This window comes from Cerasibacillus sp. (assembly GCF_036516575.1).
Classification (GTDB): domain Bacteria; phylum Bacillota; class Bacilli; order Bacillales; family Amphibacillaceae; genus Cerasibacillus.
The window spans coordinates 48,680-71,565 of the sequence record NZ_DATBTY010000003.1; the positions used below are offsets into that span (position 1 = coordinate 48,680).

Sequence of the window (22,886 nt, forward strand, 5' to 3'; positions counted from 1 at the left end):
AAAATGAGATTTTGTTTATTATTTGTAGAAAACCTCTTTCGAAGGCACTAATACCTGTAAGTGTATAGCGCTATTAAAAAATGATAAGAGTCTCAGAATAGAGACTCTTATCTTGTAACAATCGAATCACGATATTATTCATTTATTTTGCGTCTTCTTACTAAAGCTAACACAATACCAATGACAATAATTAACGTTCCTACAAATATTAAGTTATACATATTTGTTGCTGTTTTAGGTAATTGTGTACCCGTTTTATTGTCTTCTGCTGTTTTTACTTCTTCTTCCGGTTTCTTCTGATTTTCTTTGTTTACATCTTCATGTTTTCCTGGCTCATTAGGTTCGATAGGAATCAGTGTATTTGTAATGTCAAATCCATTGATTTCAGATGTATAACCTGGCACTTCAACTTCTTCGACAGTATATTCTATTGTTTTTCCTTCATGGTCATATGCAGGTAAACGTGAGAAATTATACTGCCAATTCATCTCAGCCGTCACTTCTAAGCTGTCTACTAGTTTACCATTTGCTAATAAGTTAACGGTAATTGATGTTGGACGATCTGCAAGTGTATCGTTTTTCCATGTTTTTGTACCTGAGACATCTATTAAACCTACTCGAATATTTGTAATGTCGAATCCATCGATTATTGTTTCATAACCATCAACCGATTCTTCTTCAACCGTGTACTCATAAGGAACACCGTTTTCATCATATGCTTCTAAATCGGTGAATTGATATAGCCAGTTATCTTTCGATGTTACTTCTTGAGAGTCTATTTTCTTTCCATTTTGGAGAAGATTTACAGTAATGGATTCCGGACGGTCTTTTGAATCCTCATCCTTCCATGTTTTCGTACCTGATACTTCTGTCTTGCCTACACGTAAGTTTGTTAAATTATAACCATCAATTGTCGTTTCATATCCTTTAACGGATTCTTCTTTAATTGAATACGTGTAAGCGACTCCGCTTTCATCGAATGCTTCTAAATCGGTGAAAATGTATTCCCAATTATTTTCAGCTGTGACTTTTTGAGAATCAATTTCCTCATCATTTTGTAGAAGTTTCACTGTGATTGATTCTGGACGATCTTTAGAATTTCCATCCTTCCAAGTCTTCATTCCAGATACTTCTGTTTTACCTGCTCGGACGTTCGTTAAATCATAGCCGTCAATTATTGTTTCATATCCTTTGACTGTTTCTTCTTCGACTGCGTACTTGTAAGCTACGCCGTTCTCATCGAATTCATCTAAATCAGTAAAACTGTACTCCCAATCATCATCTGCTGTCACTTCTTGAGAGTCTATCTCCTTACCATTTTGTAAGAGTTTCACTGTAATAGATTCCGGACGAGTCTCTGAATTATCGTCTAGCCATGTTTTCGTACCTGATACTTCTGTCTTTCCTACACGAAGGTTTGTTATGTCGAATCCATCAATTATTGTATCGTAACCTTCGATTGACTGTTCTTCAACCGTATACTCATAAGCCATACCATTTTTATCATATGCTTCCAGATCTTCGAAAGTATATGACCAACCTTCGTCTTTTGTTAACTTGACTGTCTCAATGATTTCACCATTTTGTAACAGATGAACGATTATCGTATCTGGACGTTTAGTTGATTCACTATCCAACCAACCTTTTGTAACTTCAATTGATTTCTTCTCTGAACGCGTATTTGTGATATCAAATCCGTCAACATCAGATTTATAACCTGGAACATCATGTTCTTTAACCGTATACTCGTAAACGACACCTTCTTCATCATACTTATCTAAGTCTGTGAAGCTGTAGGTCCAATCGTCTTCAGCCGTGACTACTTGCGTGTCAACAACGACACCGTTTTGAAGTAAGTTTATCTTGATAGAGCCAGGTCGATCTTGTGGATTGTCATCTTTCCATATTTTTGTTCCCTCTACCACTACCGTACCTGTACGAACATTAGTCATAACAAAACCATCTTCGGCATTTCCTGTAATCCCTTTTAACTTATAGTTTCCATCTATATTTTTTTCTTTGACGGTATACGTATAAGCCGCTCCTTCTTCGTCGAATGCGACAATATTTTCAAATATGTGTTTCCAATCTTGTAATGCCCCTACTTTAGCTTCCGTCACATATTCATTGTTACGATACAGCTCAACAACAACAAAATCTGGACGATCTTTGGAATTTTCATCTTTCCATTCTTTTTCTACTTCAATAGATGTCATTAGAACGTTTGTTATGACGAAGCCGTTCTCCATATCACCAGTTATGCTTTCAAGTTCATATCCATCAACTGACTTCTCTTTAACTGTATATTCATAAGCAACGCCATCTTTGTCAAATGCATCCAAGTCTGTAAAGATATGCTTCCATTCACCGTCTTTATTTACATTGATTTCAGCTGTTTTAATCGGAACATTTTTATTGTCACTACGATATAATTCGACTTCGACTTTTTCCGGACGACGATCTGTTTTGTTATTGTCATTCCATTGCTTAGTCACTTCAACAGACGTTTTATCTTCACGGATATTCGTGATTTTTACACCATTAGATGTTTCCTCTTGCTTTGTTTTATAACCGGCAACTGGTAGCTCTTTCACTTCATAAGAGTATGGTAATCCTTCCTCATCATACATTTCTAAATGATCGAAAGTATATTTCCAGTCATCAGTAGCTCTAATCACAGCTGTACGATATGCTTTTTGTTCGTTGTCACTTCTAAAAAGTTCAACCGTTATATGATCAGGACGCTTATCACCTACTGCTTTAACGATCGGTTGATAACCAGGTACATTTCGTTCTTTAACAATATATTTAATAATGTTACCCTCTTCATCATACTTTTCTAAGTCTGTAAATGTATGTTGCCAAACATCCTTCGTATCTGGCTCAATAATCACTGTATCGACTAGTTTATTCTGTTCAGCGTCTTTTTGGAATAATTGGACTGTAATACTTTCAGGACGACTTTCAGTTTCAGGTGTATCAAGCCATTCTTTAGTTATGTCGATTTCCGTCTTTTCACTACGGACATTTGTAATCTTATAATCTCCATTTTCAGTTGTTTCTATTGATTTCGTCTTATAACCTTTAACTGGTTCTTCTTCAATATTGTATGCATAGGCTTTTCCATTTTCATCATATTTAGGTAGGTCCTTGAATATATATTCCCATTTGCCTTCTTTTGCGTAAATAGTAGCTGCATCTACAGGACGGCCATTTTGAAGAAGATTTACAGTTATCTCATCTGGCCTGTCTGCAATATGATCATCTAACCATTCTTTTACAACTTTAATATCAGTCGTACCAATACGTGTATTAATGATGTCATTTCCATCTACAGTTGACTGATATCCCTTTGGCACATTGTTCTCTTTTACTTTATAAACATAAGGTATTCCTTCTTCATCATACTTTGGAAGGTCAGTAAAAGAGTATTTCCAGTCATCTTCAGCCGTTACCTTTTTTGTAAATGTTTCTCCATCGTTTCGCTCAAGCATGACTTCTATTTCTTCAGGACGGTCCGGATTATGATCATCCTTCCATGTTTTCTTACCTTCTACCGTTGTCAAACCTGTTCGAACGTTTGTAATTTTAACTTCATCACCATTAGAAGTAATGGTCGATTTATAACCAGGTACAGGCTGTTCTACAATCTTATATTTATAGGCTTTCCCATTTTCATCGAATGCTGGTAAATCCGTAAATACATGCTCCCAATTACCGTTCTGATCTGGTTTGATAACCTTATCTTTGAATGACTTTTCTGGAAAATCTTTTTCATCATGAAGCTTTTGATAAAGCTCTATTGAAATACTATTTGGACGTTGAGCTGTATTTTCTTCATCTTTCCATGTTTTCGTTACTTTAATATCTTTTTCACCTGTACGAACATTTGTGATTTTAAAACCGTTATCTGTTGTTTCAAAATTCTTCTGCTTGTAACCAGAAATATCTTTTTCTTTTACTGTATACTTATATTTATCGCCATCTACATCATAGATTGGTAAATTAATAAATTCATGTGTCCAATCATTGATAGCTTTAATCTTGTCGGTTTTTAGAAGTTGTTCATCTTGATATAATTCAACAGTGATTTCAGATGGACGATCTTTCAGTGCATTATGATCATCTTCCCAATACTTCTCAACTTCGATTGTAGTTGTTAGTACGTTAATTATTTCAAAGCCGTCTTTAGCATGACCGGTTATACTTTCTAGTTTATATCCTTCAATAGGTGCTTCTTGTACAGTGTATTCGTATTTATTCCCCTGTTTATCTACAGCATCTAACTCTGTAAAAATATGTGACCAATTGTCTTCAGCACTTATCTTTTCTATCTTATAGGGTTGTTGCTTATTATCGCTACGATAGAGCTGTAGCTCAATATGAGCAGGTCTCTTATCAATGTTACTTTGATCATTCCATTTTTTAGTTACCGGTATATCAACGAGCTTATAATTTTTCACATTTGGAACATTTACTACCTTATTAGGACCAAGTTCAATTTCAAACTCGATTGTCCCCCAATATGGCTGATACCCTGGTAAAGGAGCTACTTCCTTAAATTTATATTTTCCAGGACGTAAATTGTCAACAAAAATGTGACCATTCTCATCTGTTTTATGTGTTGTTTTTTCATATGTTCCATCATTTTTTAGCTCAATCGGTTCTAAAGTAAATTCTACACCTTCTAAAGGTTTGTCTGTATCGCCATCAATTTTAGTTAATTCAACTGAACCTTTGACTATATCGTTATGAATAGGACCAACAGAAATGGATTGTGTCGTTTCTACTGTTTCTGAAACAGTGAAAGACTCCGTTAAACCGTCACCTTGAATCTTATACCCGTGTGGTGGCTCTATTTCTTTAAGCTTATACGTACCAGCCGGTAAACCTGTAATACTTATTTTACCTTCTTGATTTGTTTTTAAGTTCGTAAAGCCAGCAATCGGTTCTTGACTTGTCGCATCAATAACGTTAAATATAGCACCTGCTAACCTATGATAGGCTGTTTCTGAATCTTGTTTTTGCAAGATAACTTCTGCAAACGGATCATTTTTTATCTCTTTTGTTACAATCTTACCTTCATGTACATCATCTAGTGAAATTTCTATTATTATTTTCTCATCTTTTTTAATATATCCTTCAGGTGCTTCTATTTCTTCTACATAATAAGTACCTGGTTTTAATTCAGTTTCAAACTGAATTTCACCCCTATTATTCGTTATTCCGGTTTCGATTTCATTACCATCTTCATCTGTTAACTTAAATTTAGACTCTGCTAATTTTTTCGAAGGGTGAATAGCATCCATTTTGACTACTTTGATTTTTGCTGTTTTTACTTCGTTTGTAATCGTATCTAGTGCAAGCGTTTCAACTTTTTCACTTCGATTAATTGTAAATTCTATACCATCTTTTGCTTTAGAAGAAAGTTTATAACCATATGGTGCTTGTATTTCTTTAAGTATATAGTTACCAGGACGTAAATCTTTTGATGTTGCTTCGCCCTTTTCATCCGTTGTGATAACATCAACTAATTGCTTTGCTTCATTAATAATATGAAAAACAGCTCCCGATAAAGGTTGATCCGTATGATCAAAGTCAACTTTTTTAATTGTAACTTTACCTGGAATTAATTCATTTTCAACAGTGATTTTATCTATTTCTGTTTGTTTGTCTTCAATAGAAAAATCATATTTGTTTTCATTTTTTTGATAATACTCTTGCGGTGTCTTTTCCAAGAAATAATAATTTCCAGGCTCGAGATCTTCTACTATGATAGCACCATCTTTATCCGTCGTATGTTCACTGTGCAAGATGTCATCTTTATACAATTGGAACACAACGCCTGTTAATGGTATGTCATCTGTACCATCGATTTTTTTCAACTGAACGTGGCGTTTAATCTTTTTATTTTTCACTTCTAATTGTGTTATTTTTTCGTTTACTTTTACGACTTGTTCGTCTTTGATACCGACAACATATCCTTCAGGTGCTGACTCCTCTTTTAAAATATAATTTGTATATAAAAGATTTTTAAAAGTAGCTATTCCTTCTTCATTTGTAGTAGCCGTTTTTAGTAATACTTCACCTGTTTCGTCATAAAGTTCGAAAATCGCACCTTCTAAAGTGACAGACTTGTCATCATAATCAACTTTTTTAACTTGTAAGCTGCCTACTTCTCCGTTAATTCCACCACTTACATTGCTCAGTTCAATCTTTTGTGTAAAGGAATGATCAGTCTCTAAATCCTTTGTTTCCTCAGCATTGAATCGAGCTTCATTAGATATATCACCATCACCTTTATACAATATATAAGTATCATACTCTAAGACATAAGCACGATCGATCTTGTCGGCAATAAAATCGATTGTAAATGTTTCTTGTCCTTCGTCGTTTTCTTCAATTGTTACGGTATAATGTTCGCCCTCATTTAGTAATTTTTCAGGGTTTTTTGTAATACCCTTTTCAGTAACAGTTGTCTCATAAATCTTGATTGTATCTTTTAATAACTTTTGATTAATACTAGGCGTATCCGTTAATGATAGATTTGATACCGTTGACTGTGTAAAGTTAAGATTAACGTTCCAATGGACAATACGTGGGTTATCACTATCTTGTTCTGCGTTTTTCTTTGTATATTCACCACCATGTGTTGGCTTTACGGTAGCTTTTAATTCATTATCTTCTTGATTCTTACTCTTTACTGTCGCTATATTATCATACTTTTCATCTACTAATTTTTCATTCAAATCTGTTGTATATTCAATGACATAAGGTGTCGCAATGTCACCAAGTACTACTTTAAAACCCGGCTCATCATTTATTCCAACTATTTCTTTAATATCAACACCTTTGATTTCTTCACCTTTTTTAAATCCATTTGCTGTTCCTGTCAATATCATGTCATATACTTTAACATTATTTATATCAAAGTTCTGATCCCCTGTAATAAAGTCTTCGACGACGACATCTTCAAGTGTTGCTTTATTATAGTTCACGCCAATAGTCCATGTAATTTCTTTTGTGACAGGATTGTATTTACCTTTTTTAAATCCGTTTGCTTTCGTAAAACTATCTGGATCAAACTCTGCAGTTCCCTCTTTGGTGATTTTTATTGTTTCATTTTCTGGAATCCATTCTAATTGAGCTTTATTCGTAAATTTGACACCTTTTGAATCCACTTTGTCATAATCGATTTCTGTTACATATGTGATATAAACTCTTTTTGTTAACTCTTGATTAAATTCAATTTCTATTTTTCGACTATCTTCATCGTAATGATATGAGTAATGCTTACCTTCTTCCCAATCAATCCCGTCATGAGTGACATGTAAATTTTTCGGTGAAAATCCTTTAGGTAATGTATCAAAGAACGCAACATCTTTCATCTGTTGTTCGTCTCTGTTAATTAAGATTGTCCAGCTCGTCTCTTTTTTATTATAATCAGGCTTTCCATCATGTGATTTAATAAAAATACCTTGACTGATAAACTGTCCACCCTTAATAACATTTTCGTATTCGTCTGAAATTGTATTAGTTACATTTCCATCTGCATTAACTCGTTCAGTCGCTCTTGTTTGATAAATTATTTTATACCCTTTATCTACTTTCTCATTAAACTGAAAATCAAAACCGTTATCAGTATGTGTCACTGTATATTTATCAGAACTAACTTCTATCGTATTAATTTCTTCACCGGTTTTCGAATCAATTTCTACCTCTACAACCGTTAAGCTACCTTCCACAAATTCTTGGTTTTTTCCAAATATGTCTTTTAATTTCGCTTTGTTCTGCGGAATATCTTTTTCATCATAGTTATATTTTACTTCCCACTTAATCGTCTGTGAAACATTATTATAATCAACTGATTTCTTATCAAGTGGTTTACCACGCTTTACAGAAACGGTTGCACTTGCGTTAGCTGGGTCAATATTACTCCCGCTCAATGTCGCGTCGTTTTCATATACTTCACCTTTATCAGTTTTCGGTATCTCTGTTTCATAGATAACACGATATGCAGAATCTATTTCTCCCATATGGAGTGGAAACTCCTCGCCGAATCCATGATTTTCCATTTCCACCGTCTTACTTTCATCAATCGTTCCATCTGCATTAATATGAAGTTTGAAAACTCTTAGTGAGCCTTCTTTAAATGCGTGATTTCCTTTAGTTACATCTTCAAGGGTCGCATCTTCAATAGTATTTAAATTTTTATTAAAATCTACTGTCCACGTAATCGTTTCTGTGTTATAAACTTTATTCGGCATTCCTTGCTTGTCTATTGATGAGCCACTTGGAATAAACTTAACTGGAAAATCAATAGATTCCTCTCCGGAAACAGGGAAACGAAGTGTTTCTCCTTCTGCAGGACCTGTGTAATGTTTATCAAAATTTGACTCTGCTTTAATATGTCCTGATATATCTTTTCTTCCTACGATATTCTCATTAAATGTTATAACAATTTTGCCATTTTTAGTTAGGATAAAATGACCAAAAACTGTCCCGTCTGGTGATGTTAACTCAGTAGGTTCAGGATTTGGCTGTACGGTAAACATATCTGGAATATTAATTGTATATGTTGACCCTGCTCCATAAGAATGATCAGCCGGAAGTGCAAATTCATATAATATCTCTACTTGAAATTCATTATATGGATACTCAACAATAATTTCTGTTCCCGGCAACAATTCTTGTTCAGTTCCATCATCTAACTTTTGTTTCAGCTTGACATCTGTAATGATATTTTCCTTTATTTCGACAGCTTCTTTTACTTCTCTTTCCTCGTCGTTTTCCCTATTGACTTCTTTCAACTGATTCTTTTCATGCTTCTCTTTTGTCTTTAATGTTTGTTTTTCTTCTTTCTCTACGTTATCTATTATGTCTTGTTTTTCTTCTTGTTTATTCTGAATATCAATTTTATCTTCAGATATAGACTCGTTTGATTTCTCTGTTTCTACTTTTTCTTCAACGCCATTTGAAACACTCTCATCAGGCGATAAGTCACTTTCTGATAGATCTTCAGAAGATTCCTCTTGCACTTCTATTTCTTCGTTTCCTAGTTTAGATTCCTCCGCTTCTTCATCAGCGACGACTTGCTGATGTTCCATTGTTCCTTCGGCGAGAATCATCACCGGTGAAGTAACTGTGCTCATTAGTAATAGAAATATCATAGCTAATGCTTGAAATTTCCTTATGCTTCGTTGTTTCACACTATATTTCTCCCTTCTTTTGTTTAGTTTTTTTATACTTACATCCCCATTTATTAATGATGTGCACATACTTTCTAATAATGGAGCTACTCTATAAATAATTTTTCCATTCTATATCATAATGTTAAGAACTAAACAATTTATAAACACGTTCATAGTGTTATTAATGCTACGATGTTTATTAGTTAAAAGGAGAAATATATTGTGTAATCAACAACAAAAAAAACAAGAAGTATCACATTCACTTCTTGTTTTACGTCTTTTCCTTCTTCCAATTATCATACCAATTTGATATATCAGCGTTTGGTGTTACACCAAACTCTTTACTTAAATAATCTTTCAACAAGTTGTATTGCTGATGGACAAGAACTGTATGTTCTTCCTTTGCATAGATTTTCATTAGTGCAAGATGAGCCTCTTCTACATCTGGACGGTGTTCACTTATTTGGTTATACCAAAATTTTGCTTTTGACATGTTTTTACTATAATGGTAAGAGTTGGCTATTTCTAAAGCGGTTATCAACCATTGCTGTTCTAACCGATATTGGTCTGCTTCTGCCCACAAATAATTATAATCCTGTAAGTATGGTCCTTTATATTGCTTCATAACATTTGTATAACGGTCAATCGTCATCTCATTAATAGCAGGAAGTGTCGCCAGCTCCTTTTCCCATTTTTCTACATCTAATACAACATTTTTAGTTTCAAGCACATAACCATCTGAAGAATTTTTTACTCTTATATGATTATGATAGGGGCTCAACGTTTTTCGAACATAATAAATAGTTGTATATAATAACGAATTCGCACGCTCAAGCTCAACATCTTGCCAAAGTAAATCGATTAATGTTGTTTTTCTGACTAGCTTGTCTTTATGATGTAGTAAGTATAGAAACAATTCCTCTGCTTTTTTTGTGCGCCACGTTATCGTTTCACTTTTGTCTCCGTTTATTTCAATAGCAAAATCACCAAGAACACGAATAGAAAGTGTTGTAAGAGTTCTGGTAGATGGTTGTTGTCTCCTTTCCACCCGTCTTATCGTTTCTTTTAATCGTTCTAATTGAACGGGCTTCATTAAATAATCTATAGCATTAAGTTCAAAAGCCTTTATAGCATATTCATCATAAGCTGTAACAAAAACAATTGTTTGTTCAGGTTTTTCTTCTAATATTTTTTCTGCTAATTCGATACCATTTATCTCTGGCAGATGAATATCTAAAAAAACAATATCGACTTCTTGATTAACAATCTGATCCATGGCTTCCAATGGATTCGTATATTTCCCTAAGATATCTATGTTCTCTATTTTTCCGAGTTGAATTTCCATAAAATCCAAAGCCAATTGCTCATCATCAACAAGGATTGCTCTCACATAATTTCCTCCCGCTGTTTTTGTAATAGTTAGACTTATATAAAAATAAAAGTGATGGCAGAACCATTGTATCATATATATAAAAATATTATTAAACCTTATATTTCATTAGAAAAGCCCATTTTCTCTATAAAATGGGCTTTTCTAGAACTTTATTTCGTCATATTATATTTAACCTTCTATTTATTAACTCTTTCCATTTCTATATTTGCATAATCATTAAAGAAAGGACGAGCTGCTTTTTTATACCACTTTACTATAATATGAAGGAATAGAATAAACCAAATAAGGAACGAGCTAAGTACTAAAAGAATACCTAGCAAAATAACCAACACATCTTCACTCGGATACTGTAAAATACTATTTGCTAACTGACTATATAAATACGGTAATACTATAATTAGATACCGATTCATTAAAGACGAAAATAATTTAGGCTTTTGTTTTATCCGAACACGTAAGATTAATCCACCAATAGTAAAGCCGTTGGAAAACAGTGGTATAACAACCATTGTTAATAAAAGCATTAAGCTAAATACGATTATACTTATTAATGCTGGTCCATCATTAGTAGTAAACAATCCCGTTACAAATTTACTAATAGAAATATTAATAAATAATTCTATCACTTGTATGCCATATGTGGCGTGCTTATCACTCTGATGTTTAATATCCACTTCACGAATTCTACTTTTTGACGGAATAAAGAATAGAATCATCGGCGCTATAAAGAAACCTATTGTTGCTCCTAATGTGTTCATTATTAAATCATCTACATCAAATAAACGGTATGGACATTCAAAGTAGCCAAATAAAGCCGTTCTCTGTGTGATTTCAAAAAATAAGGAAACAAGAAAACCAATCATTACAGCATAAAACCATTTACTTTTCTTCACAAAATAATATCTTAAATACACGCCTAGCGGTAGTAACAAAAGAATGTTAAACACCACTTGATAAACACTTGGTGCTCGTAACAAAACATGATAACTCGCTAAGGAACTCCAAATGATACCTGTTTCACGTTCAATATCATGGATAAATTGAAACGGCTTAAGTTGTGAATATACAGTATTTGCCATATCTGCACAATTGTTGCGCACATCTGGTATTGGTAAAACAACTAAAAAGTAAGCAGTCATTAAATAAAATAAAAAACTGACTAAAACGAATGAACGCCAGAAGTTAAAATAACCATGTTTACGATATTGATATATAATCCACGGTGTTGCTAAAGCACTTGATAACAATAAAAACACCGCTAATGAAGTAAAAACAGAAAATAAGTGAATGGACATACCACTTCTCCTTTAATTCTACAATCAACTCGACTCATATAATTCCTAACGATAGACATTATAGAACAAATTAATACCAAAGTTAAGCTTAAGTTAGGCAAATGAAGACGAATATGATAGACAAAGAAAGTGATATTAAATGTAAAATATAAGATTTACTAAAAAACAACATCATGAGCGATATACTTTTAACGTCACTTATAATATGATATTCATATTTGTTCATCATTACTCGAGTAAGAAGTTATTGTAACTGAATACTAATATGACAACTGCATAAACTGAAAAAGAACAGTTATTGAATGATATCTAATTTTAAAACAAGGAGATGTTAAAATGAACCGGAATCGAGCCATTGAAATTTCAGAGTCGCCAGATCTAAAACATGTCACATATCAAGGAAAACGTGTCTATATCCAGCATGTTCATGAATCAAATGATATCGCAAGGGTGTATCTACTGGATGATCCGACTGAAGAGTTTGATGTGCAACTTAATCAATTAGAAGAGCGATAAGCCTGTCTCTTAGAGGCTATCTTGATGTGTTTTAAAGGAGTCGATAAATGCTTGTGGTGTTTGATAGACATGATACGAATAAACCCCTCTAATGGTATGTAAATAAAGGAGGCCACCTTTATTGCCTAATGCGTAATAGGACATGTCTAACACATCTTGAATCGGAAATGTGTGATGTTTCGTTTCAATACGGTCAGTATATAAACGGATTTCGCGCATTTCTTCCCGTTGAACTTGTTTGACACTCGATACATCGCGTTGAACTTTGGCATATGGTTGAACAGCTAATAATGTCACTTAAGATTCCTCCAAATCCTTTATACCACGTGTACGTCAATGGATGGTAAAAAGTTTCAAAAAATGATAGATGCCCATTCCATTACTAGCGAAATGGGCGATTGATTAGACGCGGTGTAAATCAGGTCGCCACTTTTTGATTTCTTTTTTTATGTCATTGGGACTCATATTCATCTCTGCTGCGCGATTAGCTAAGTCAGCAAATTCTTCATCTGATGCAAAGCGTAGGGCGATTAATTGTTGTACTGTTAAACGGGAATCGATTCGTTTTCCTGTTATCATGTAGTAGCGCATTTGCTCTTCTAAGCGGATGATGCGATCTTGTGTTTTCAGTGGATTACGCCTTGCCAGAAAACCAGCTAGAAATGACATGATGACAAGTCCGATTAAAATGAACACAGACACGGTCATCTCTCCAGCACGGACTGACTGAACAGTAAATACAACCGTTAAAATAATCGTGAGTAAACTAACGGGTAACCATACGAAATGCTGGACAGGGTCATAACGGACATGTTTTTCATAGTTTTGATCTTGTTTCACTCTCCTAGCCTCCTCTAAACTTCCTTTTCAGCATAGAATGAAATACCCCATACACTATATACTATTCCATCGTTAATAGATGGTACTCAAGGTAAGTGGGGTACTTGGTAGCTCCTTTTACGCGTATCGATATATCTTAAATTTACCACGTTTGCCGTGATTCGCCTCAGGTACACGAACTTTATTAATCAGGCGGAAAGGTGTCTTTTGTTTTAGAAACTGCTTATACTCTGGTAACGGATAATAGAGAATGAGGTCCATAGGGCGATCATGTCTTTTAAGTGATGTCATGATATTGTGGACAACTTTCTGAAATATTTTTACAGAAAAAGGATTGAAAAAGTAGAAACAGTTTTCCGTCTCTTCAATTTCATACATTTCTGCAAGTCCATACTCCAAATCGAGTGGTGCCATGATATGTTCGCGACCACGTCGATAAGATGCTTCATTATCCAGTGCTTCTTCAAATGTTTTATCATTATTTTCAACACCTGTCACAGGAACCTGAAAACGGTGATGAATATAAAATGAAACACGCCCACGCCCACAACCGAAATCAACGACTTCATCATCTTCCTCTAAACGATATGCTTGAAACAGCTTTTCTAGTGCGACGTATGGTGTCGGTTCATAACGATTATACGGCACATTGCCACGCCATTCGCGGATTCCGTCTGTCCGAATCCCCAATAACTGATCAAACTTTCTCTCAACCACTTTCTTCTTCCCCTATTCTTGATGTTCTTTATTTTTCATAGTTATAAATCTACTATCTAATCCCCTATCATACTATTAAGAAAAAAGAATACAAGTACATATGATAAAAACAGCCTCACTCCAATAATGAAATGAGGCTGTTTAATATGTTAATCCATTTTGTTCGCTTCTTTTTCTAGACGTTTAAAACGTCGTAAGTCCGATTTCTTTATCGGTAATAATTCTCTTTTTAGTAATTTGACAATCGCAATTATAAGTATGAGCAAAATAGCCGTAAATGGTAATGCAGAGATGAGTGATGCCGTTTGTAGTGCCTCTAAACCGCCTGCATAGAGTAGGACAGCAGCAATCGCTGACACGAGCACACCCCAAACAATTTTTGCAACAAGTGGGGGATTTAAACTTCCATACGATGTCATGCTCGATAAAATATACGTTGCTGAATCAGCCGACGTAATCAAGAATGTAAAAATAAGTAATACGGCTAAGACATTAAGTACCGGTGTAAATGGAACATGCTCAAATGTTTGGAATAACGCCTGTGTTAAATCGGCGTCTACTGCTTGAGCGATCTGTGTTCCTTGATTTAAATCATTCCACAGTGCCGTACCACCAAAGACAGCAATCCATAAACAGGCTATTAGTGGCGGTACAATCATGACTCCGAAAATAAATTCACGGATTGTTCTTCCCTTCGACACACGTGCGACAAAGGCTCCTACAAACGGAGACCACGCAATTGCCCATGCCCAATAGAAAATTGTCCAATCACGAACCCAATGACCACCAACATAAGGTTCTAACCTTAAACTATAAGAAACGAAACTATTGATATAATCACCAATAGCTAATGTGAATGTTTCTAAAATGAAAACGGTTGGGCCAGTAAAAAATACAAATAACAATAATCCTAGAGCAAGTCCAAGATTTAAATTACTGAGGAATCGGATCCCCTTATTAAGCCCTGTTGTTGCGGATAACATATATGCTAAGAAGACAGTGAGAATCAGCACCATTTGAACCGTAATCGATTGGTTGGTACCAAAGACGGCAGTTAGTCCCCCGTTCATTTGCATAACACCTAAACCGATAGATGTTGCCACACCCATACCGTCGATATAACAGCTAATGAATCGATTGTATGTTTAACACCTGGACGCTTTCCAGTAACGGGTTCTAAAGCTGTTGATACGAGACCGTCTTTGCTTTTTTTAAACTGGAGAAATCCGATGACCAAACCGACAATCGCAAAGACTGACCATTGGCTAATGCCCCAGTGAAAAAAGGAGTAACCCATGGCAACGCGAGCAGCTTGTTCCGTTTCTGCTTCAATGCCTGCAAACGGGGTATTAAAGAAATGACTCATTGGCTCTGCGACACCCCAAAAGACTAAACCAGCACCAAAACCAGCTGAAAACAACATCCCGATCCAAGTAAAGAACGGAAAGTCAGGCTCCTCATCTTTTCCACCAAGACGAATCGACCCATATTTACTAAAAGCTAAGCCGATTAAAAATAAAATAATAATAAATACGGCGAGTAAATAAAACCAGCCGAATTTTGTTGTCGTGAAATTAAAAAGCTGACTAGCTACTCTTCCAAATGATTTTGGAAAGATTGCTCCGATAATGACTAAAATGAACAAAATAACTGATGATACAATGAATACTGGATTTCTAAAAACCGTTTTACCCATGCTTGTCTCCTTTATTATAATTTTACTCTTTAGTTTGCCTCTTTTTAACAAAGAAAAACATCGCTATGGGATTTTACAAGCAATAATAGTTACAACTCCCTTTGTTTATGCCTTTATATGAAAGTACATAACATTCACTTATGATTCAAGTGATATCTATGAAAACTGAATATTTCTCTGTGCTGCAAAGGGATGAATAATTGGTTATATTTTGATTAATGCTTTGTCAGTGGTGATTTAATGATTGGATATTCATTATTGTGTTGACATTTCTCTATTTTAAAGCTTTTGCCTTTTTAATTGATCGTTTCTTTACGATTGAAACTTCTATAATGATTTTTTTAACAACAATCTTTTTTATCATCGTAGCATTCATCTTAGCAATCATCACGATTGAAAAAAATAAAGTGAAAAGGGCCGTACGGTCGCTTGCTTTGCGATATCGTTCAGCCCTTTTTGGTATGTGGTGAGTATATTCATAAACGTTCCAATGACGCGGTGTCTTTCATTTATCAACTAATTTCGTATATCCGTCTTCTTGAATGATGTGACGCTGTTTCATTAAACGACCCAATGCACGTTTAAAGGCGGATTTACTCATATGAAATGTTTCTTGAATCGATTCGGGACTACTTTTATCATTAAAAGACATGACACCATCTTGTTGTTTGAGATAAGTGAGAATCACCTCAGCATCATCATCAATCCGCTCATGCTTAAATGGCAAAAGTGATACATTAAGCGTACCATCTTCTTTCACTTCAATGACACGACCATTGACATACTCGCCTAATCGTGGTTCCCTTTCTCTTTCTGTATGATGGATAAATCCTCTGTAGCCTTGTTCTGTCAGCAACGCACTGCCTTCTTTACTCGTTAAATAAATATGACCATTGACTCGATCATTTAACTCTATATCATTTGCGGGTTCCCACTCACTTCTTAATTCTTCTTCGGATGCTGGAATCGCAAGCAGACGTCCTTTCTTATCCTGACCTAATGTTACATATAGCTTGTCACCAACAGTCGGCCACACCGCTTCAATGACTGGCAAATCGTCAACAGATACTAGAATTTCTTTTGAACTTCCGATATCAACGAATACACCAAGATTAGGAATAACTTCAACGACAGAAGCCCAACCATACGTGCCAATAACCATTTGTGGTAACTTCATTGATGCCATGAGCTGACCTCGTTTATCTGGGTAAACAAAGACGTCTATTTTGTCACCTATTGCTAACTCTTCCGTCACTTCTTGATCAACAAGAACGACCTCTGTCTCACCTTTTTGGAGTACATATCCAGTTTCAGCTTTTTGCGAAACAGTCATCATTTGTATTGTGCCAATTTGGATTGAATGCATCTTAAACCTTCTTTCTATGTTCACAGATTGATTACTTGTTACTTTATCTCTTTGAAAGTAACATATCCATGTCGCTTTTCCAAATTTTTATGCAAATGAATGTTCTTTTTTCCAAGTTCAATTACTTTACAGGGATACTACTATACGTATTATAATTATTGTGTAATTAAATTTAGCTATAAGGAGCGATTTCGATGACGGAACAACTTAGTCCAAGGCTTCAGGACTTTCTAAAAGGCGTTAAAAAGCTTTATATCAATGGAAAGTTCGTAGATTCTGTTTCAGGAAAGACATTTAAGTCATATAATCCAGCAACAGGGGACGAGATTGCTGAAGTGGCTGAAGCAGGTACAGAAGACGTTGATCTAGCGGTTAAGGCAGCAAGGGAAGCTTTCGACAACGGTCCCTGGTCAACGATGGGGACGGCCGAAAGAAGTCGCATTATTTATAAACTCGCTGACTTAATGGAAGAGCATAAACTTGAGCTCGCCCAACTAGAAACACTAGATAACGGAAAACCAATTCGCGAAACAATGAATGCGGATGTTCCTCTATCCATTGAACATTTCCGTTATTATGCAGGATGGGCGACTAAAATTGTCGGTCAAACCATTCCTGTACAAGGGAATTATTTTAACTATACTCGGCATGAGCCAGTTGGAGTTATTGGGTCTATTATTCCTTGGAACTTCCCACTAATGATGGCAGCATGGAAACTTGGTGCATCACTTGCTACAGGATGTACAGTTGTTATGAAACCGGCGATGAATACACCACTATCTGTCTTATATTTAGCAAAATTGGCAAGAGAAGCAGGCTTCCCTGATGGGGTCATTAATATTCTTCCTGGTAGTGGACGTTCTGTTGGACAAGCACTTGTTGATCATCCACAAGTGAATAAGATTGCCTTTACGGGATCAACACCTGTTGGTAAATCCATTATGAAATCAGCAGCAGACACAATGAAACGTGTCACACTGGAATTAGGTGGAAAATCACCAAATATTATTCTACCTGATGCTGATTTATCAAAAGCAATCCCTGGTGCTCTTCAAGGTATTATGTTCAACCAAGGACAAGTATGTAGTGCAGGAAGCCGTATTTTCATTCAAAAAGATATGTACGACAATGTCTTAGCTGAATTAGAAAACCATGCCAAACAAATTAAGCAAGGTAATGGTTTAGATAAAGAAACGACAATGGGACCATTAATTTCTGCACAACAACAAAAAACAGTCACAGACTATATTGAAAAAGGACTCCAAGAAGGAGCAGAGTTAGTAACTGGTGGGCATATCCCATTTGAAAATGGTTATTTCGTTGCACCAACAATTTTCGCTAACGTTGATAATAAAATGACGATAGCCCAAGAGGAAATATTTGGACCGGTTGTAGCTGCTATTCCTTTTGATAATATGGACGATTTAGTTGTTAAAGCGAATGACTCAGATTTCGGTTTAGCTGCAGGAATTTGGACAGAGAATTTACGCGATGCCCATTACCTAGCACACAACTTAAAGGCCGGGACAGTCTGGATTAACACATATACTGCTTTTGATGCTGCGGCACCATTTGGTGGATACAAACAATCTGGAATCGGACGTGAAATGGGTAGTTACGCTTTAGATAACTATACGGAAGTTAAATCTGTATGGGTGAATTTAGATAAATAAGTTTTAAGAGGAGGCTTTTCCTCCTCTTTTTATTTAATTGACTTGTCTCAATCATTTTATTTTACAAAAGACCTTGACTTTCTATTCTTTTCGGCTTAGACTAGCATATAAATCTTTTTATAAAATTAAATACTTGATCATTTCTTATCAAGAGAGATTGAGGGACAGGCCCGATGACATCTCGGCAGCAGATTCTATTTAAGAAAACTGTGCCAATTCCTGCAAATACGTTCGTATTTGAAAGATGAGAAGAATGATTCTTTTACTAGAATCCCTCTTTTCTTACTTGATAAGAAAAGGGGGATTTTTAATTAACAACATGAATGAACGTAAGGGGGACCTGTTGATGATTGAGTTTAGAAATGTATCTAAGACATTTACATCTGGTAAACGGAAAGTACATGCCGTAAACGATGTATCACTGACCGTTGAAGAAGGTGATATCTTCGGCATTATCGGATTCAGTGGAGCAGGAAAGAGTACGTTATTACGGCTCGTTAATATGTTAGAGCGTCCGTCTTCTGGATCTGTCCATATTCAAGGGGTTGATATTTCGAAGTTATCGCAAAGAGAATTACGACAACGCCGGCAAAATATCGGTATGATCTTTCAAAACTTTAATTTGTTCAATGCACGGACAGTTGCTGGGAATGTGGCTTATCCATTGAAGCTAGTGGGTACGCCAAAACAGGAGCGCGAAAAACGCGTGATGGAACTACTCCGTTTTGTCGGACTAGAAGATAAAGCGAAAGACTTTCCAGATCAATTATCAGGGGGACAAAAGCAGCGTGTCGGCATTGCACGTGCTCTCGCTAATTCACCGGATATACTCATTTGTGATGAGGCGACATCAGCACTTGATCCCGATACGACCGCTGACATTTTAAAATTATTAAAAAACGTTAACCGCGACCTTGGAATCACGATTTTACTCATTACACATGAAATGAACGTTATTCAGCAAATTTGTAATAAAGTAGCGGTGATGGAGAAGGGGGAAGTGATTGAAACAGGGGATGTGTTTGAGACCTTTACTAATCCGAAGCATCCTACGACAAAGCGCTTTGTTCAATCTGTACAACAAGATTTACCATCGAAACATATTTTAGAAAAATGGCAGTCAAATGGTGGAGAAACTCTATATCGAATAATTTTCAAAGGAGACATTACAAACGAACCGATTCTATCAACAGTTACAAGGAAACATGGTGTTGATTTCAATATTGTTTATGGATCTGTTCGAGAATTACAGGATAAATTATTCGGTAATTTATTGATTTCATTTACTGGAAATAAAGAAGCCATTAACCAAGTCTTACAAGAATTAGAAGAACTCGTTGACATCAAGGAGGTTACAAAAGATGAAAGTGGATTGGTCTAGTTTTTGGCCACAAATCGTTGAAGCAACTGGACAGACGATTACGATGGTCGTTATGACACTCATTTTTGGGTCAATTATTGGCATTACGGTTGGACTCTTACTATTTGTAACGAGGGAAAACAATATTTTAGAAAATAAGCTTGTTTTTCAAGTATTAAACATCATTATTAATATCATTCGCCCGATCCCGTTTATTATTTTCATTGTCGCGATTTCACAGTTAACACGGCTTGTTGTCGGGACGACGATTGGAACAGTGGCAGCAATTTTTCCAATGACGATTGTAGCTAGTTTTACGATTGCCAGAGTCGTAGAAAATAACCTCGTTAGTATTGACCCTGGCGTGATTGAAGCAGCACAAGCGATGGGGGCAAGTCCATTACGAATCATATTTACTGTGTTAATTCCAGAGGCATTAGGGCCACTCATTTTAGGGCTAACCTTTGTTTCTGTTGGTTTGATTGATTTCTCAGCAGTAGCAGGAACTGTCGGTGGCGGGGGACTAGGTCATATTGCCATGACTTATGGTTACCAACGATTTGACGGGACAGTCATGCTTGTTACTGTCTTAATCCTAATTGTCATGGTTCAGTTGGCCCAATGGATTGGAAACACTTTATCTAAACTTGTTATGCGACGTTAATTATCGGAAAACACACTAAAAAAACATAAAAACAAAGGGAGCGTATCAACATGAGAAAGTTTTTAGTCTTTTTATCAATGATTGCTGTATTATTTTTAGTAGCCTGCTCAGGAGATGACAATGCAGGGGATTCAGGAGACAAAGTGAAAGTGAAAATCGGGGTTAATGGTGCAGATGGTGAACTTTGGCCGATTTTAAAAGAAAAAGCAGCCAAAGAGAACATTGAAATTGAATTAATCGAATTTCAAGATTACACACTCCCGAACAATGCGTTAGCACAAGGGGATCTTGATATGAATGCTTTTCAACATATTGCATTTCTTGGGCAGTATGTCAAAGAAAGTGGCGAAGATATTGTACCCATCGGATCAACGATGTTAGCACCGATGGGATTATATTCCGAAAAAATCAAAGACGTGTCAGAGCTACAAAAAGGAGATAAAATCGCCATTCCAGATGATCCATCAAATCAAGCGCGGGCACTTCGTCTTCTTGAAGGAGCCGATTTAATTACATTAGCCGATGATTTCGGTATGTTTGGTGACCCGTCACAAGTCGTTGACAATCCATTAAACTTGGAGATTATTCCAATGACAGCCCAACAAACACCACGTGTCTTACCTGATGTCGCAGGCTCAATCATTAATAATGGAATAGCTGGTCAAGCTGGCTTCTCACCAAATGAGGATCCAATCTTAAAAGAAGAAGTAACAGATGATAGTACACATCCATATGTTAACGTGCTTGCTGTTCGTAGTGAAGATAAAAACAATGAAACCTATTTACGTCTCGTAGAATTATATCAAGATGCAGATGTTGAAGAAGCGATTAAAAAAGATACAAATGATGGGGCTTTCCTTGTCAAATTAACATCGGAACAATTGGAAAAAGTCTTTGAAGACATGAAAAAATAAGGGGGATTTATATATGAGTATTGTTCAAGGCCAAGTGGAAAAGATTATTGCATCTGTTGAAACACATAAAGATAAATATATTAAAACGAGTCAAGTAATCCATGCACGTCCTGAAATCGGTAATGAGGAATACTTTGCTTGTGAAACACATACGAAGCTTTTACAAGATGCTGGGTTTACTGTAACGATAGGGGTAGCTGGTCATGAAACAGCTTTTTATGCAGAGAAAGGAAGTGAAAAAGAGGGCCCGACAATTGCCTTTCTTGCTGAATATGATGCACTTCCAGGCATTGGACATGCTTGCGGTCATAATATTATTGGAACGACAAGTGTAGCTGCTGGGATTGCCTTAGCTGAAGTAGTTGAGAATACAGGAGGTAAAGTCGTTGTTCTCGGTACACCTGCTGAAGAAGGTGGTCCAAATGGCAGTGCGAAAGGAAGCTTTGTTAAGCATGGTTTTCTAAAAGACATCGATGCTGCATTAATGCTTCATCCAGCTGGAAAAACAGGTATTACCGGTGAATCATTAGCGGTTGATCCATTAGATTTCCATTTTTATGGAAAAGCCGCTCATGCATCTGGAGCACCGGAACAAGGTATTAATGCGCTTGATGCCGTCATTCAATTATTTAATGGGATTAATGCTTTACGTGAGCATTTACCATCTGATGTAAGAATACATGGGATTATTACACATGGTGGTGATGCCCCTAATATTGTTCCTGATTATGCATCAGCACGCTTTTTCATTCGTGCGGCAACTTGGAAGAAAACAGTAGAAGCCGCAAACAAAGTAAGAGCAATAGCGGATGGAGCAGCATTAGCAACTGGTGCAACAGTCAAAGTCGAACGTTTCCAAAATGAAGTGAAGGATTTTGTTTTAAATGACACCTTTGACAATGTATTAAAAGAAGAACTCGAAGCGCTTGGTGAAACGGTCGTTACCGAACGAGGAGAAGGCAAAGGTTCGACAGATGCTGGTAATATTAGTTATGAAGTCCCAACTGTTCATGGCTATATTAAAATTGGCCCCGACGATTTAATTGGTCACACCATAGAATTTCGTGAAGCAGCCAAATCAGAGCGTGGAAATGAAGCCCTTCTCGTTGGTGCCAAAGCATTAGCAAGAACTGGCCACCGCTTACTGACAGATCAACAGTTACTAGATGATATTAAGAATGAATTTAAACGGCGAATAGAAGAAAAAAATAAATAGAAAAAACATAAAAAGCTCTTCTGGATTTCCGGGAAGAGCTTTTTT

At 35.9% G+C, this 22,886-nt stretch carries 14 protein-coding genes, 1 pseudogene and 1 riboswitch; of the genes and pseudogenes, 7 read left to right on the forward strand and 8 right to left on the reverse strand.

What is annotated here, in order from left to right; all coding sequences use genetic code 11:
• Positions 1 to 134 precede the first annotated feature (134 nt).
• From VIG73_RS00450 to VIG73_RS00460, 3 genes are all read right to left on the reverse strand, one after another.
• Positions 135 to 9,209, reverse strand: a complete 9,075-nt coding sequence (locus VIG73_RS00450; RefSeq protein WP_331638245.1) for a Cna B-type domain-containing protein — start codon at positions 9,207 to 9,209, stop codon at positions 135 to 137.
• A 253-nt stretch (positions 9,210 to 9,462) separates the two neighbouring features.
• Positions 9,463 to 10,581, reverse strand: coding sequence for a response regulator (locus tag VIG73_RS00455; RefSeq protein WP_331638248.1), 1,119 nt, complete (start codon positions 10,579 to 10,581; stop codon positions 9,463 to 9,465).
• A gap of 179 nt (positions 10,582 to 10,760) precedes the next feature.
• Positions 10,761 to 11,879, reverse strand: a complete 1,119-nt coding sequence (locus VIG73_RS00460) for a VanZ family protein (protein WP_331638250.1) — start codon at positions 11,877 to 11,879, stop codon at positions 10,761 to 10,763.
• Between the two features lie 336 nt (positions 11,880 to 12,215).
• Between VIG73_RS00460 and VIG73_RS00465 the strand changes: the two genes are divergently transcribed.
• On the forward strand, positions 12,216 to 12,395 hold the full coding sequence (locus VIG73_RS00465) for an H-type small acid-soluble spore protein (RefSeq protein WP_331638252.1): 180 nt from the start codon (positions 12,216 to 12,218) through the stop codon (positions 12,393 to 12,395).
• Positions 12,396 to 12,404: 9 nt separating this feature from the next.
• On the opposite strand, the gene VIG73_RS00470 is transcribed toward VIG73_RS00465, so the two are convergent.
• From VIG73_RS00470 to VIG73_RS00485, 4 genes and pseudogenes are all read right to left on the reverse strand, one after another.
• Entirely contained in the window at positions 12,405 to 12,692 is a 288-nt protein-coding gene (locus VIG73_RS00470; RefSeq protein WP_331638254.1) for a hypothetical protein, read from the reverse strand.
• A gap of 105 nt (positions 12,693 to 12,797) precedes the next feature.
• Positions 12,798 to 13,235, reverse strand: a complete 438-nt coding sequence (locus VIG73_RS00475; RefSeq protein WP_331638256.1) for a DUF6526 family protein — start codon at positions 13,233 to 13,235, stop codon at positions 12,798 to 12,800.
• A 117-nt stretch (positions 13,236 to 13,352) separates the two neighbouring features.
• A complete protein-coding gene (locus tag VIG73_RS00480; RefSeq protein ID WP_331638258.1) occupies positions 13,353 to 13,952 on the reverse strand; it encodes a class I SAM-dependent methyltransferase in 600 nt (199 codons plus the stop codon).
• Positions 13,953 to 14,101: 149 nt separating this feature from the next.
• Positions 14,102 to 15,648: pseudogene (locus VIG73_RS00485) on the reverse strand (BCCT family transporter).
• A 260-nt stretch (positions 15,649 to 15,908) separates the two neighbouring features.
• Here VIG73_RS00485 and VIG73_RS00490 point away from each other — a divergent pair.
• Complete coding sequence (locus VIG73_RS00490) at positions 15,909 to 16,118, forward strand: hypothetical protein (RefSeq protein ID WP_331638260.1); 210 nt, start codon at positions 15,909 to 15,911, stop codon at positions 16,116 to 16,118.
• A gap of 35 nt (positions 16,119 to 16,153) precedes the next feature.
• On the opposite strand, the gene VIG73_RS00495 is transcribed toward VIG73_RS00490, so the two are convergent.
• Entirely contained in the window at positions 16,154 to 17,014 is an 861-nt protein-coding gene (locus VIG73_RS00495; protein WP_331638262.1) for a CvfB family protein, read from the reverse strand.
• A 194-nt stretch (positions 17,015 to 17,208) separates the two neighbouring features.
• On the opposite strand from VIG73_RS00495, the gene VIG73_RS00500 reads away from it, so the two are divergent.
• The 5 genes from VIG73_RS00500 (at position 17,209) to VIG73_RS00520 (ending at position 22,841) form a co-directional block, all read left to right on the forward strand.
• Positions 17,209 to 18,687: an aldehyde dehydrogenase family protein gene (locus VIG73_RS00500; RefSeq protein WP_331638264.1), complete on the forward strand. Its 1,479-nt coding sequence runs from the start codon at positions 17,209 to 17,211 to the stop codon at positions 18,685 to 18,687.
• 141 nt (positions 18,688 to 18,828) lie between these two features.
• A riboswitch (SAM riboswitch) is annotated at positions 18,829 to 18,938 on the forward strand.
• A gap of 95 nt (positions 18,939 to 19,033) precedes the next feature.
• Positions 19,034 to 20,068, forward strand: a complete 1,035-nt coding sequence (locus VIG73_RS00505) for a methionine ABC transporter ATP-binding protein (protein WP_331638266.1) — start codon at positions 19,034 to 19,036, stop codon at positions 20,066 to 20,068.
• Positions 20,049 to 20,711: a methionine ABC transporter permease gene (locus tag VIG73_RS00510; RefSeq protein ID WP_331638268.1), complete on the forward strand. Its 663-nt coding sequence runs from the start codon at positions 20,049 to 20,051 to the stop codon at positions 20,709 to 20,711. Before VIG73_RS00505 ends, VIG73_RS00510 begins: the two co-directional genes overlap by 20 nt.
• Positions 20,712 to 20,761: 50 nt before the next feature.
• Positions 20,762 to 21,625, forward strand: coding sequence for a MetQ/NlpA family ABC transporter substrate-binding protein (locus tag VIG73_RS00515; RefSeq protein ID WP_331638271.1), 864 nt, complete (start codon positions 20,762 to 20,764; stop codon positions 21,623 to 21,625).
• 13 nt (positions 21,626 to 21,638) lie between these two features.
• Positions 21,639 to 22,841, forward strand: coding sequence for a M20 family metallopeptidase (locus tag VIG73_RS00520; protein ID WP_331638273.1), 1,203 nt, complete (start codon positions 21,639 to 21,641; stop codon positions 22,839 to 22,841).
• Positions 22,842 to 22,886: the final 45 nt, after the last annotated feature.